This is a genomic window from Myxococcota bacterium (assembly GCA_035498015.1).
Classification (GTDB): Bacteria; Myxococcota_A; UBA9160; order SZUA-336; family SZUA-336; genus VGRW01.
The window spans coordinates 1-13,781 of sequence record DATKAO010000018.1 but is presented as its reverse complement, the minus strand read 5'-3'; the positions used below and the strand labels follow the sequence as shown (position 1 = coordinate 13,781).

At 73.1% G+C, this 13,781-nt stretch carries 9 protein-coding genes, 1 pseudogene and 2 riboswitches; of the genes and pseudogenes, 1 reads left to right on the top strand and 9 read right to left on the bottom strand.

The genetic code is table 11. The annotated features are described in order from the left end of the window. Nucleotides 1-258 precede the first annotated feature (258 nt). The 4 genes and pseudogenes from VMR86_01375 to VMR86_01360 form a co-directional block, all read right to left on the bottom strand. Nucleotides 259-1,266, bottom strand: a pseudogene (locus VMR86_01375) (glycosyltransferase family 39 protein). Between the two features lie 74 nt (nt 1,267-1,340). Beyond that, on the bottom strand, nt 1,341-2,072 hold the full coding sequence (locus VMR86_01370) for a TrmH family RNA methyltransferase (GenBank protein ID HTO05679.1): 732 nt from the start codon (nt 2,070-2,072) through the stop codon (nt 1,341-1,343). A gap of 11 nt (nt 2,073-2,083) precedes the next feature. Then, nucleotides 2,084-3,841 (bottom strand): hypothetical protein, encoded by a 1,758-nt coding sequence (locus VMR86_01365; GenBank protein ID HTO05678.1) that lies wholly within the window; start codon nt 3,839-3,841, stop codon nt 2,084-2,086. Continuing rightward, nucleotides 3,838-5,886, bottom strand: coding sequence for a TonB-dependent receptor (locus VMR86_01360; protein ID HTO05677.1), 2,049 nt, complete (start codon nt 5,884-5,886; stop codon nt 3,838-3,840). Before VMR86_01360 ends, VMR86_01365 begins: the two co-directional genes overlap by 4 nt. Before the next feature lie 24 nt (nt 5,887-5,910). Continuing rightward, nucleotides 5,911-6,105: riboswitch (cobalamin riboswitch) on the bottom strand. Nucleotides 6,106-6,199: 94 nt separating this feature from the next. Next, nucleotides 6,200-6,373: riboswitch (cobalamin riboswitch) on the top strand. A gap of 40 nt (nt 6,374-6,413) precedes the next feature. Here VMR86_01360 and VMR86_01355 point away from each other — a divergent pair. After that, nucleotides 6,414-7,250 (top strand): hypothetical protein, encoded by an 837-nt coding sequence (locus tag VMR86_01355; protein HTO05676.1) that lies wholly within the window; start codon nt 6,414-6,416, stop codon nt 7,248-7,250. On the opposite strand, the gene VMR86_01350 is transcribed toward VMR86_01355, so the two are convergent. From VMR86_01350 to VMR86_01330, 5 genes are read right to left on the bottom strand one after another with little or no spacing between them, the layout of a single operon-like run. After that, complete coding sequence (locus VMR86_01350; protein ID HTO05675.1) at nt 7,183-9,222, bottom strand: adenylate/guanylate cyclase domain-containing protein; 2,040 nt, start codon at nt 9,220-9,222, stop codon at nt 7,183-7,185. The genes VMR86_01355 and VMR86_01350 overlap by 68 nt on opposite strands. Nucleotides 9,223-9,225: 3 nt before the next feature. After that, nucleotides 9,226-9,918, bottom strand: a complete 693-nt coding sequence (locus VMR86_01345) for a carboxypeptidase regulatory-like domain-containing protein (protein ID HTO05674.1) — start codon at nt 9,916-9,918, stop codon at nt 9,226-9,228. A gap of 4 nt (nt 9,919-9,922) precedes the next feature. Further along, nucleotides 9,923-11,152, bottom strand: a complete 1,230-nt coding sequence (locus tag VMR86_01340) for a CoA transferase (protein ID HTO05673.1) — start codon at nt 11,150-11,152, stop codon at nt 9,923-9,925. Beyond that, the gene (locus VMR86_01335; GenBank protein HTO05672.1) at nt 11,149-12,345 is read right to left on the bottom strand and encodes a serine hydrolase domain-containing protein; all 1,197 of its coding nucleotides are present in this window, start codon (nt 12,343-12,345) and stop codon (nt 11,149-11,151) included. Before VMR86_01335 ends, VMR86_01340 begins: the two co-directional genes overlap by 4 nt. Before the next feature lie 15 nt (nt 12,346-12,360). Further along, nucleotides 12,361-13,593, bottom strand: a complete 1,233-nt coding sequence (locus tag VMR86_01330; GenBank protein ID HTO05671.1) for a DNA polymerase IV — start codon at nt 13,591-13,593, stop codon at nt 12,361-12,363. Between the last annotated feature and the right edge of the window lie 188 nt (nt 13,594-13,781).

Genomic DNA, 13,781 nt, shown 5'->3' with positions numbered 1-13,781 from the left:
CACGACCAGCGGCGCGAACACGGCCAGCGCCGCGAAGCGCCAGTGGCGCTTGCGCTCGCTGCCCGACGGCTCGGGGTCGAGCGCGCGCCGGACCTGACTGCGGCGCAGCGCGAACAGCGCGGCGAGCGCGCCCGGGCCGAGCAACACGAGCACGCTGCCGATCAGCCGGTGCAGGCCGAAGGCCGCCGGGTCGTCGAGCCTGCGCCGGGTCTGGAACAGGAACGACGCCCAGTCGTTCTGGTAGTTCCAGATCAGCACGGGCGAGAACAGCGCGAGCGCGACCAGGCCCGCGAGATACGGACCGGGCCGGCGCAGCTCGCCGCGCGCGCGGCGGTCGGCCAGCAGGAACAGGAGCGCGCCCACGCCGAGCAGCGCGATCGTGTACTTCGCGAGCAGGCCCACGCCCAGACACGCGCCGACCCACGGCCAGGCGCGCGGGCGCAGCTCGACCAGCGCGTACCACAGCGCCAGCAGCGCACCGGCCCAGGCCGCCGCCAGCGGCGCATCGGGAGTCATGAGCACGCCGCTCGCGAAGCCGAACGGAGTGGCCGAGAGCAGCGCGACCGCCGCCGCGCCCGCGGTGCGTCCGAACCAGCGCACGGTCAGCGCGCCGCAGCAGGTTGCGGTGATCACCGAGCACGCGATCGCGCCCAGCCGCACGCTCCACTCACTGTGACCGACGAGCTTGGTGCCCGCGGAGATCAGCCAGGCGACGAGCGGCGGATGGTCCAGATACGACAGGTCCAGGTGCTGGGCGTAGCTCCAGTAGTAGGCCTCCTCGGGCAGGAGCTCGAGCGCGCCCGCGTACGCGATGCGCAGGGCCAGCAGGTAGGCGGCCACGCCCAGACACGCGAGCTGCAGCGCGCGCTCGCGCGTTTCGGGACGGAGCTCGGGGGCGAGCACGAAGCCGCGCACGGTCGCGGCCAGGATCGCGAGCCCGGCGGCCTGCGCGAGCGCGAACGCCGCGAGCGGCCCGAGAGCCGTATTGCGCGCCAGGCTGGCGAGCGCGCCGCCGCGCAGGAAGATCGCCAGGAGACTCACTGCCCCGAAGCGCAGCGCGCGCCGGCCGTAGAGCCCCCGGAAGCACAGCGGGAGCGCGAGCGCCGCGCCCGCGCCACCGGCGGCCAGGTTCGCGCCGGCCAGCAGCACCCCGCGCCGCGCCAGCCAGGCGAAGAGCGCGAAGTCGACGAGCGCCCCCGCGGCGACGGCCGCGAGCACCCGCGCGATCGGCGGCCCTTCCAGCCGTGCGTCCCCGCGTTGCTGCATGAAGCGCTTGGGTAGCAGGTCGCTCTCCCGCCGGCTCCGCTCGCACTCGTCGTGAGTCGAGTCTAAGGAGTGGCTCACTCCTGGCCGGCCGCGAGCAGCTGCCGCAGTCTCTCGACCGCGACGGCCGAGACGGCAGCCTGGAGATTGTAACAAGGGATGAAGCCCGCCATGGGCACGCGCACGCGCGCGTCGCAGCGCGCCAGCACCTCGGGCGGAACGCCCCCGTTCTCGCCGCCCACCACGAACACGCGCGGCCCGGTCAGGTCGGTGGCGAAATGACTCGCCTCGCCCGCCTCGTCGACGGCGAGCACGCGGTGGCCGTGCGCCCGGGCCGCGTCGAGCACCTCCTGCGCGCGGGCCCAGAACACGGGCATGAACTTGTCGGCGCGCATCGAGGCGCGCAGCGCGGCGCGCTTGGCCTCATGGTCGAAGCCGGCATCGACCGCGATGCCGTCGGCGCCCGAGACCTCGGCGGTGCGCACCACCATGCCCACGTTGCCGGGGTACGCCACCCCGACCAGCAGCCAGAAGGCGCCGCCGCGCGCGAGTGACTCGTCGAGGCTCGCCGCCGGGTCACGGCCCACGAGCGCGAGCGCGTCCTCGGCGGGCCGGACCACGGAGAGTCTCGCGATCACGTTGCGGGTGATCGTGCGGACCGCCACGCCGCGCTCCTCGGCGCTGGCGATCAGCCGGCGCACGTCCTCGGCGCGCGCGTCGTCGGCGACGAGCAGGAGGCGCACGTCCTCGGCCGCGCGCAGCGCGCGCTCGATCTCCAGAACGCCCGCGATCTGGCGCACGCGGCCCATGGCCGCGCAGTCTACTGGAGCTCGCAGCCGAACCCGATCCCCGGCGCGAGCCCGGCGAGCGCCCGCCGCAACAGCGCCGCGTCGAGCACGTCGCAGGCCCCGCCGGCGAGCGAGCCCACGTCGCACTTCTGCGGCGCGGGCAGCGGAACGGACGGCCGCGACAGGAAGTCGCGCAGCGCCATCACGTCGGCCACGTCGACGTGGCCGTCGTCGGAGACGTCGCCGCACTGACACGCGTTGCCGACGCCGTCGGGCGGCGCCGCACTGCCCACGCCGCCCGAGTCGGCCTGACCCGGATCGGCGGCGAGCGGGCACACGTCGAGCGCGTCCTCCACGCCGTCGCCGTCGGCGTCGCCGCCCGCGGGCGCGAGGCTGCCGCCCAGGTGGCCGCGCACCACGAAGCCGCTCGGGCTGGCGGTCGCGAACAGCGCGTCGGTGGTCGTGAGTCCGGCGCCGCCGGTCGCGCGCAGGAGCAGCGGGCCGGGGCAGCACTCCTGGCCGATCACTCCGGCCGCACCGGTCGCGGCGAGTGTCTCGGGCGGGCCGAAGCGCGAGGCGAGCAGCGGGTGAGAGCGCGCGAGGTTGCGCGGGTCGAACGCCGCCAGCGCGAGCCCGCCGTCGTTGTAGGAGGTCGCCGCCGCGAAGTCACCCGAGGGCGCGAAGCGGGTCACGGGCACGTAGGAGTACACGCCGCCCGAGCCGGGCGGCGGCGACAGCACGATCGGGCTCGCGCCGCCGCGCACCACGCGCGAGCGCAGGCACGGCACGCCGCCGGCGCTCGGACCGCTGCCGTCGTTGCACGAGGGCCGCTGCACGCGCGGGTCGACGGGCGCCGCCGGCAGCGCGTCCACGCCGCGCAGGTCGACGGCGTACAGGCGCCGGAACGTGGCGGAGCCGGTGACTCCCACCGAGCCGGTCGGGTCGAGCGCGAGCGCGCTCGAAGGGTTGGCGGCGCCCAGCGGGATCGAGCCCACGAGTGACCCGCTCTGCGGATCGATGATGTCGATCGAGCCCTGACCCGTGACCAGCGGCGGGAACGAGGCGTCGAAGATGCCCGCGTTCGTGACGGCCACGCGCCCGCCCGGCAGCACGCTGAGCGCGATCGGGTTCGGGTCCGAGGTGATGGCGAAGAACGGGCTGGCCGGCGCGATCGCCGGCGTGGAGCCGGAGTCGTCGAGCGTGAAGAACAGCACCGTGCCCGGGTTGTAGACCGGGTTCGAGCCGGTCTGCTGCAGGTTCGAGCTGGCCACGACCAGCCGGTTCCCGACTCGCACCACGCCGGAGGTGAAGTTGGTCTTGAAGCTCGTGATCGCCGCGCCGCCGCCGCCGTTCTGGTAGCGCGTGAACGCGCCCGTGAGCGTCTGCCGCGTGGGCACCGCCGTGCGGGTCTGGCCGGAGTAGCTGATCGTGACTCCCGCGCCGGTCGCGTAGTTGAACGGCACGGCCAGCTCGCAGGCCGAGGTGTGGATCCAGCCGCGGGTGGGCCCCGTGGGCTCGAGCCAGAAGCCCCCGAGGCGCGGGGTGTTGAAGGGCGACGACTCGCTGCAGTTCAGGTTGCCCGCGAGCCCGTACGACGGAGTCACGAGCGCCAGCGACTGGCCGGTCGCCGTTCGCAGCGGGTAGATGCCCGGGTCGGTCTCCGAGTCGGCGATGAACGCCCGGTTGGGGTCCGCCGGACTCACTTCGAGCCCGGGCGCCGAGGTGGTGCCGAACAGCAGCGTGTCGCCCGAGCCGACCGTGAGCGTGACCGCGAGCAGCGCGGCAATCACGGCGCGGCCCCGCGGATACGCACCACCCAGAGCGTCTGTCGCGAGAGCGGCTGGCCGAACGAGTCGTAGCGCTGCTCGTGACCGAGATTGCTCGCCTCGAGCGACAGCGCGAGCGTGTCGGGCAGGAACTGGAGCCGCGGAATGCGGTTCGGCCGCAGCACCACGCCGGCGTTCACCACGAAGGTCGCCGGCGCCAGCGGCACCTGTCCCACGCGGTAGGCGAAGTCGCTGTCGTAGTGCAGCTGCGCCCATGGCCGCAGCACGCCCAGCTCGAGCGCGGCGTTGGCCGAGACCGAGTTCATGGGCACGTGAGGCACCACGGGCCGGATGCCGCTGTCGAAAGCCACGCCCGCCTGTGACCGGTCGAGATAGCGCGCGTCGGTGTAGGTGTAGGAGCCGCCGAGCTCGAGCACGCGCAGCCAGGTGGACTGGAACGACAGCTCGCCGCCGAGCGCGCGCTGCGGGCCGGTGTTGAGCGGCATGTAGCTGTTGCCCCGGCTCAACAGCCACTCGATGCCCTGGTCGAGCTCGCGCTGGAAGAGACTCACCTGCAGCCCCAGGTCGCGCACCCAGCCCGCGCCGTCCGACGCCAGCTCGAAGCCCACGTCGGCGTTCCAGCCGCGCTCGGGCTCGAGCTCGGGGTTGCCGCGGATGAAGGTCCAGTCGGGGTGGTAGAGCTCCGTGAACGTGGGCCGGCGCAGCACGCGCTTCCAGTTGGCTTTGAAGCGGAAGCCGGGCGCGACTTCCAGGATCGCGCCCACGGCCGGCAGCCACGCGGTCGGATCGTGCGGCTGTGTCTCGACGAACGACTGCGACACCGACGAGCGCGCCAGCCCCGAGCTCGAGCTCGCCAGCTCGACGCCGAAGCCGGGCAGGATGCGCAGCGTGCGCCCGAAGAACGCGAGCTCCGGCAGGAGTGACACCGAGCCGAGCGTGCGCCGGTGCAGGTCCGCGTCGGAAGAGTCGACCGTGGTGTAGCGCAGGCCGGCCACCGCACGCCCGGAGAGCTCGACCCAGTCCCAAGTGACTCGCTCGGCGGACCAACTGGTCTCGAGCGCCGACTCGCGCTCGCGCCACGACGCGCTGTCGCGGCCGCCCGTGTTCAGCGGGCTCACGAAGCCGCAGGCGCCGCCGGGGTCCTCGAGGTCGTCGTCGTCGCTGCGCACCGAGCCCGCGAGCTCGAAGGCGCCGCCGAGGAAACGCTGACTCACGAGCGCGAGCCGGGCCAGGCCGCGCTGGTAGCTCTCGTCGCTGGTCGTGCACGAGATGTCCTCGCTGGTCGCGTTCTCGCGCGGCTTGCCGTACACGCTGCCCGGCTGGCCGCCGTCGCGCCGGTAGAGATCGACGGACGCATCGAGGCTGGTGAACTGACCCAGGAGCAGGCTGCCGCGCAGCAGCCCGGAGTCCTCGCTGGAGTCGGCGTTCAGCCGGCGGAACGTGAAGGTCCGGCCCGGATCGCGCGACGGCAGGTCGAAGAGATAGTCGTTCCGGGCCGAGAGCCGCGAGTAACTCAGGAGCGCGCTGCCGCGGTCGCCCGCGCCCGAGAGCGTGATGTCGCCGCCGCGCAGCGTGGTGCTGCCGGCCGTGAGCGACGCGTCGGCGTGCGGGCCGTCGCTCGCGGCCTTGCGCGTGGTGATCAGCACCACGCCGCCGACGGCGTCGCTGCCGAAGCGCGCGGCGCCGCCGCCGCGAATCACTTCGATCTCTTGGACCTGGCGCACGGGGATGGTCGACAGGTCCGCCGCGCCGCGCTCGGGTGAATTGAGCCGGACGCCGTCGAGCAGCACCAGCACCTGCTCGGGCTTGGAGCCGCGCAGCCCGAGCGTGCTGCGCGAGCCGATTCCCCCGCTGCGAGTCACCTTCGCGCCGGGCACCTGGTCGAGCAATTCCTCGACGGTGGCGAAGCGATCGTCGTACTTCGTGGCGTCGATCACGGTCGAGAACGCCGACGGGTCGTCCGCCGACTCGTGCAGCTCGCCCGCGAGCACGCTGCGTGCAGCCAGTACGCACGCCAGGGCCGCGCAAGTGAGTCGAGACGACGCCAAGTGACTCCCTCCTCGGAGAGCGGGACTTCGTCCCGAGCGCTCGGCAGGTCTCCTGGCTCAGGGTTACTTCGCCGTTCCGAGCCTTCCCGGGAGCGGCGCTCCCAGTGGCATGTCTCGGACTGACTTCCCCGACGTGGGGAACCCCATCACAGTGGCGGGACCGCGGCCGATTCTCACGGCCTTCCCTTAACCGAGCTCACCGCGACCTGTATCACCCCGCAACCTGCAGCGTCAACCGAGCGCGTGGGCAGGGTGGCCGCGCGCTCGACAGGACTGCGGTTTGACTCCGACGGCGGTGCGAGGTAGAAGACCAACAACAAGAGTCGCGTCAGGTGTCGGGAAGCCGGTGAGAGTCCGGCGCGAGCCCGTCGCTGTGACCGGGGACGAACGCCGAATCATGCCACTGGAGCCGCCTCGCGGCTCCGGGAAGGCTCGGCGGGAGGACGATCCGGGAGCCAGAAGACCGGCCTGGCGCGTGGAATGAACGTCCGAAATGCGACTCCGAAAGCGAGTCGAGGAGTTCTTGCATGAGAGCCATCGCGCTCACCGCCGTCGTCTTTTCGTCCCTGGCCACGCGTGTGCTCGCGTCCTCCTTTGCCAGCGAGGTCGTGAGTTACACGCCCGGCTCGAACGTCAGCGCGGGCTACACGGACCCGAACGTGGCGCTCGGCTCGCCGGGGCGCGCCACCGGCACGGGCCCGTTCGACGGGTCGCTCACGCCGTTCAACGCGCCGTACCAGTCGAGCGACGTGGTCTCGATCGGCGCCGGCGGACAGCTCACGGTGCGCTTCGACCACCCCGTCGCCGACGACGGCGCCAACCCGTACGGCATCGACCTCCTGGTGTACGGAAACGCCTTCCTGGGCATCGACTTCAACACCGGTCTCGCCGACGGCACGGTGTTCGCCGAGCCGGCGCGCATCGCGGTGAGTCAGGACGGCGTGACCTGGTACACCGCGACAGTGACTGCCGACGGCATGTTCCCGACGCTGGCGTACCAGGACGTGACCGACCCCTTCGGCTCCGACGGCTCGATCCCGACCCGCTACACCCAGCCCGTCGACCCGGCGCTCGGGCTCGGCGACTTCGCGGGCAAGACGACGGCCGAGATCGCGGCGCTCTACGCGGGCGGCGGCGGCGGTGTGGGCGTCGACCTGGCCGCGCTCGGCCTGCCCTGGATCCAGTACGTGCGCGTGTTCCAGGACGCCGGTGACGCCTACGCGAGCGACGTCGACGCCTTCGCGATCGTGCCGGAGCCCGGCGCGGCCGGACTGCTGGCGCTGGCGGCGCTGGGACTCACTTGGTCTCGAGCGCGAGCACGGCGTCCCAGTCGGCCGGCGGCGGGCTCGACTCGAGCTCGCTGACGCGCGCGCGCAGGAACCGCGCCGGGGCGTCGTCCGGCGCCGCTGCCAGGAGCTCGTCGAGCGCGCGCAGTGACTCTCCGAACGCGCGCGCGCGGTACGCGGCGAGCGCGCGCTCGTAGAGCGCACACGCGCGCCGCGCCTGCGGGGTGGCGGCGGAGTCCTGCGCGATCAGCTCGAACAGCCGCACGGGCTGGCGGCGGCCGACCACGCGCACGCGGTCGAGCTCGCGCAGCAGGAACCCGGCACCGAGCCGCTCGCGCGTGGCTTCGGAGACGAGCAAGCGCGTGCCGTAGAGCTTGTTCGCGCCCTCGATGCGCGCGGCGAGGTTCATGCCGTCGCCCACGATCCCGTACGCGCCGCGCTCGGCCGAGCCGATCTCGCCCGCCACCAGCTCCGCGCTGTGCAAGCCCAGGCGGTAGCTCGGGGCAATCACTCCGCGCCGCTCCCAGCGGCCGCGCAGCGCGTCGAGGCGCGCCGCGGCGGCGAGCGCGGCGCGGCACGCGCGGGGCGCGTGGTCGGGCTGCGGGATGGGCGCGCCCCAGAACGCCACCACGCCGTCGCCCTGGAACTCCTTGACCGTGCCGTCCTCCTCGAGCACGGCGCCGCACACCGCCTCGAAATACTCGTTCAGGTGGGCGACCACGACTTCGGGCGGGAGCTCCTCGGCCAGCGCCGTGAAGCCGCCGAGGTCGACGAACATCACCGTCAGCTCGCGGCGCGCGCCGGCCAGAGTCACGCGGCCCGGGTCGCGCAGCAGCTCGGCCGCGACCTTCTTGCTCACGTAGCGCTCGAGCGTGCTCTTGATCAGCTCGCGCTCGCGCAGGCCCGCGGCCATCTCGTTGAAGGCGTCGCCGAGTGATTCGAGCTCGTCGCCGGTCGCGATCGAGACGCGCGCGTCCAGGTCGCCTCGGCCCACGCGGCGCGCCGCGCGCCCCAGGTCGGAGAGCGGGTTGGTGATGCCGCGCGCCAGCGCGTAGCCGACGCCGAGCGCGCCGGCGAGCACGAGCAGGCCGACACCGGAGAGTGTCGTGCGCAGCTCGCGGAACGCGGCGAGCTCGCCCGAGAGCGAAGTCAGGAGCACGAAGCCGGCGTCGGCCTGGGGCGTGCCCGGGTCGAGCTCCGAGCGCAGCGCCAGGAAGCGCTCGTCGTCGAGCTGCAGCTCGGCCATGCCGCGGCCCGGGTCGCGGGCGCGCTCCATGCGCTCGAGCGCGACCGGCAGCGCGCCCTCGTGCGCGGCCGAGAGCGTGGTCGCGATCACCCGTCCGCGCGAGACCAGGGCCAGGTCGACGCCGGTGATCCCGCGCAGTGACTCGAGCAGCTCGCGGTCGAGCGGCTCGCCCAGCAGCACGATGCCGTGCACCTCGTCGTCGAAGACCACCGGCTCGCCGCGCACGAGATACAGCGCCGGCGACGGATACGCGGGCGCCAGCCGCGCGTCGCCGACCACGGCGTCGCCGTCGAGCCAGATCCAGGTGGCGCGCGCGCCGTCGGCCACGCTCTTCACGCGGCCGAGCGCGAGCAGGTCCTGGCCGAAGCGCTCCGGGTCGGCGCGGCTGTAGAGCAGGCGCCCGTGCGCGTCGGTCAGCGCGAACACCACGAGCTTCTCCTTGGCGGCGAGCGAGGGCAGCGCCGACTGCAGGCGCAGGTTGGCGTCGTGCAGCGCGTCCTCGGGCGCGGCGCCGCCGAAGCCCAGGTCGGCCGCGGCCAGCGAGGCCGTGGACAGGATCGTGCGCAGCTGCGGGTTCGCGCGCGAGAGCGCGTCGATCTCGGCCGAGGCGTACTGCGCGCGCAGCCGCTGCAGCTCGTGGAACGCGGTGAGCGTGCGGTCGAAGCGCGCGCGTGACTCGCTGCGCACGCGCTCCAGCGCTGCGTCCTGGGCGACCGCGAGCGCGACGGCCAGCGCCACGCCGACCAGGCCGCACAGGGCGATCCAGATCTTGGTGCGGAAGCGCAGGCGCAGCCGCGCGGCCATCGCTCAATTCCCGTCGTAGGTCGGCGGCGGCGGATAGGGCGTGCCGTCCTTGCGCAGGTGCGGCGGGATCGCCTGGGTCTGCTCGAGCGTGAGCTCCACCGCAACCTCGCCGCCGGCGGGTATCTCGACGTCGCGAGTCACCCGCTGCGCGCCGGGCATCCAGGCGTTCAGTGCGTGCTTGCCCGCGCGCACGCCGCGCAGCTCGAACGCGCCGTCCTCGCCGGTCAGCGCGAACGCGCGGTTTTCCAGCACCACCACGTAGGAGATCATCTGCGGGTGGATGTTGCAGTAAACGGGCACGAGGCCGGGCTTGTCGAAGGTCTGGGTGCGCGGCGGGTCGCTCGACTTGTACTGACCCAGGTCGAACGACATCGCGGGCGCGACCGAGAACACGTTGTGGTACAGGCGGTCGCGGTTCGGGAAGCTCACCGTCTGACCGGCCACGATCGGCAGGAGGCGCGGCGCAAAGCGCTCGTTCTGCTGCACGAGCTGCGCGACCTCTCGGGGCGCCGGCTCCTCGTAGCCGGTCACGTACAGCAAGACGCCGCTCTTGTCGTCGCTCTCGCCGATGCGCCCGAAGAAGCCCTTCTTCAGCACCTTCACGCTGCCCTTCACGCTGCCGGTGGGCTCGGCCGCGCGCGCCGGCCCGACCGAGGCGAGCGCGAACAGCACGAGCGCGAGCGCCAGCCGCCGCATGGGCTCAGATGACTCCGCGCTCCCGCAGCCGGGCGCGCTCGCCGGGAGTCACTCCCAGCTCTTCGAGCAGCTCGTCGGTGTGCGCGCCGAGCGCCGGCGCCGCGGCCCGCACGCCGACGGGCGTGCGCGAGAACTTCGCGGCCGGGCCGACCAGCGGCGCCCGCTGGCCGTTCTCGAGCTCCACGCTCTGCAGCATGTCGCGCTCGCGCACGTGAGGGTCGCCGGCGGCGTCGGCGTAGCGGCGCACGGCCGAGGCGGGGAGCCGCGCCGCCACGAGTGTCTCGACCACCTCCGCCACGCGCTGCGGCCCGACCCAGGCCTCGATCAGCGCGTTCAGCTCCGGGCGCCTGGTGACTCGCAGCCGGCCGGTGGCGTAGGCGGGATCGTCCGCCAGCTCTGGCCGGCCCAGCAGGCCCGCCAGCACGCGCCAGTGCGCGTCGAGCAGGACGCCGAGCATCACGTAGCCGTCGCTGCAGCGGTACACCCCGGCCGGCGCGGCGACCACGAACTGACTGCCCATGCGCGGCAGGTCGACGCCGAGCGCCGCCAGCATCGGGTAGCCGTTCGACTGGAACAAGAGCGCATCCTGCAGCGCCACGTCCACGTGCTGGCCTTCGCCCGTGCGGTCACGGTGGCGCAGCGCGGCCAGCGCCGCGAGCGCGCCGTGCAGCCCGCCCAGGTCGTCGCCGATGAAGGTCGGCGCCTTCACCGGCGGCCCCCCCGGCTCGCCGTTGAGTGACAGCCAGCCGCTGGCGGCCTGCGCCATGGGGTCGTAGCCCGCGCGCTCGCGGTCGGGGCCGAACTGGCCGAAGCCGCTGATCGACACGTAGACCACGTCGGGCCGCACCGCGTGCACGTCGTCGTAGCCGAGCCCCCATTCCGCCATCGTGCCTGGGCGGAAGTTCTCGACCACCACGTCGGCGCTGCGCGCGAGTCGCAGAAACAAGTCACGGCCCGCGGGCTGGCGCAGGTCGAGCGTCAGGCTGCGCTTGTTGCGATTCACCGTGGTGTGCATGAACGAGAGACCCGGCTCGGCGCCCGGCAGGAACGGCGGCAGCCGGCGCGCGACCTCGCCTTCGGGCAGCTCGACCTTGATCACGTCGGCGCCGAAGTCGGCCAGCACGCAGGCGCACATGGGCCCGGCCCAGGTGGTGGTCGCCTCGATGACGCGGACGCCGGCCAGCGGCCCCGGCAGGTCGGTGCGCGCGCGCCGAAAGAACTCGTCCTTCGTCAAGAAGCGAGCAGACAGGACGCCGCGCGGCTCGAGATTCCCACGCCGCGCCGGCCCTGGCGCATGTTGTTCCGGTCGTGGCCGTCGGTGCAGTAGCCGACCGAGATCCCGGTCTTGGGGTCCGCCCAGCCGATCTGCCCGCCGGCGCCGCCGTGGCCGAACGCGAGCTCCGAGTTGGTGTGACCGAAGCCGCGGTAAGTGCGGTCCGAGTCACCGGCGACGATCACGCCGAGCGCGCGGTTCGCGTGCTTCTTGAACAACAGGTCGCGCAGGTCGCCCGAGCGGACGCGCCGCGCCGAAGCCAGCGTGTCGGGCTTCCACAGCTCGCGCCCGGCGAGTGACTTCCCGCCGTCGAGCAGGCCCTGGTAGAAGAGCGCGAGCTCGGCCGCGGTCATCGTGCCGCCGCCGCCGGGAATGCCGGCCGTGCGCACCTCGGGCCGGTTGAAGCTGGTGATCGCCTCCTCGGTGACCTCGGTGACCGGCGGCATGGGCACGCCGAGCTTGGCGTAGTCGGCCTCGGTCAGCGCCTCGCCCACGTGCACGCAGTCGGCCAGGCGTCCGTGCAGCGCGCGCGGCAGGCCGACCCACAGGTCCTCGAGCCCGAGCGGCAGCGCGATGCGCTCGCGCACGAAGTCACTGTAGGTCTGGCCGCTGAGTCGCTCGATGATGTCGGCGATCACGTACATGGACGAGCTCGGGTGGTACTCGAACTTCGTGCCCGGCTGCCAGTTGAGCCGCCAGGCGGCGAAGCGCGCGCGGCGCCTGGCCGGATCGGGAAAGTCGGCGGGCACGAACGGCGCGTGCGGAAAGCCCGCGGTGTGCGTGAAGAGCTGCTCGATCACCACGTCCTGCTTGCCGTTCTCGCGGAACTCCGGCACGAGCTCGGACACCCGGCGCGACACGTCGAGTGACCCTTCCTGGATCAAGAGCCAGGCCGCGGCCGAAGTGATCGCCTTGGTGGACGAGAACACGCAGTAGAGTGTCTCGTTGGTGGCCGGCTCGCTGCGCCCGCCCTTGCGCACGCTGCCGACCGTGCGCATGCCGGCGATCTTGCCCTTGCGCGCGATCGCGACCTGGGCGCTGGGCAGGAGGCCCTCGCGCACCTCTTTCTCGGCGCGCTCGAACAGCGCATCGAGCAGCTTCGAGTCGATCCCCACCTCTTCCGGAGTCTTCGCCACGAGTCTTTGGTCGAGCATCCGGCGAGCATACCATCAGTCGTCCGGGTCGGGATCTTCTCCGCGCTTGATCTGGAAGGAGAGCGCCGCGCGCTCGACCTCGCCTTCGGCGCGCTCCAGCGCCCGCGGCCCGAAGCGCGCGCGGATCTCGTCGAGCGCGCGGTTCAGGGCGGCGCGCCGCTCGCGCTGCGCGCGCGTCTCGGCCAGGAGTGAGAGCTGCTCCGCGCCCGCCGGCTCGAGTCGCTCCGCGGCGAGCCCGACCAGCCGGATCGGCTCTTCGAGCGCCGCGCGCGCGAGCAGCGCGCAGCCCGCGTCGGCGAGCACCTGGCCGTCGTCGCTCGGCTCGCGCAGGGTTTGCGAGCGGGTCAGGATCGGGAACTTCCCCTGCCCCAGGCCGCGCGCGAGCTTGAGCTTGAGCCGCACGCCGCGCGCCTGCAGAGCGTCGTGGCGCAGGCGGCGAGACACCGCGTCGGCGTGCGCGCGGATCGCGCGCTCGATGTGCACGGTGCTGCGCACGTCGTGCTCGAAGGTGTTCTCCTCGGAATACGACTTCGCCTCGCGGTACGGCTCGACCTCGCGCGCGTCGTCCCCGCGCGCGAGCTGCGCCGCCGCGGGGCCGAAGCTGCCGAGTAAGTCCGCGAGCTCGCGGTCGCCCCGGCGCGCGAGCTCGCCGATCGTGGCGACGCCCGCGCGCTCGAGCCGCGCCCGGGTCACCGGCCCGACGCCCCAGATGCGCCCCACCGGCAGAGGCGCGAGAAACTCGGCCACCTTCCCCGGCGGCACCACGAGCAGACCGTCGGGCTTGGCCAGGTCACTCGCAATCTTGGCCACGAGCTTCAGGGGCGCGAGCCCGACCGACACCGCGAGCCCCGTCTCGGCCCGCACCGTCTCGCGCAGCCGCCGCGCAGTGACCTCGGGCGCGCCGAACAGTCTCTCGGTGCCCGTCAGGTCGAGAAACGCCTCGTCGAGCGAGATGCCCTCGACCGCCGGCGTGAAGCGCTCGAAGATCGAGAAGATCCGCCGGCTCTCCCGCCGGTAGACCGACATGCGCCCGGGCACGAAGACGGCGTGCGGACAGAGCTTGCGCGCCTGCACCGATGGCATGGCCGAGTGGATCCCGAAAGCCCGGGCCTCGTAGCTGGCCGCCGCCACCACGCCGCGAGTCGACGACCCGCCCACCACGACCGGCTTGCCGCGCAGCTTCGGGTCATCGCGCTGCTCGACGGCCGCGTAGAACGCATCCATGTCCGCGTGGAGGATGGCCCGCATGCTTGGACCAGAAGCATCTCTGCGCGCCGCGCTCCGAGCAATACCCGTCGGTCGCTGCTTCGGGAGTACCCTGCAGACGCTCCCTCTGGGTATTGCTCCGGACGCGGGCGCGAATCACACCCTTCCGATCCCCAAAAAAAGCAAAGTCGCGTCGACCCGATCGCCTCGTCGACCATCCAGTCCGCGTT

Excerpts from the sequence above, each read along its gene's own strand:
- VMR86_01330 (HTO05671.1), bottom strand. The coding sequence starts at position 13,593 with ATGCGGGCCATCCTCCACGCGGACATGGATGCGTTCTACGCGGCCGTC.
- VMR86_01335 (HTO05672.1), bottom strand. The coding sequence starts at position 12,345 with ATGCTCGACCAAAGACTCGTGGCGAAGACTCCGGAAGAGGTGGGGATC.
- VMR86_01345 (HTO05674.1), bottom strand. The coding sequence starts at position 9,918 with ATGCGGCGGCTGGCGCTCGCGCTCGTGCTGTTCGCGCTCGCCTCGGTC.
- VMR86_01355 (HTO05676.1), top strand. The coding sequence starts at position 6,414 with ATGAGAGCCATCGCGCTCACCGCCGTCGTCTTTTCGTCCCTGGCCACG.
- VMR86_01370 (HTO05679.1), bottom strand. The coding sequence starts at position 2,072 with ATGGGCCGCGTGCGCCAGATCGCGGGCGTTCTGGAGATCGAGCGCGCG.
- VMR86_01350 (HTO05675.1), bottom strand. The coding sequence starts at position 9,222 with ATGGCCGCGCGGCTGCGCCTGCGCTTCCGCACCAAGATCTGGATCGCC.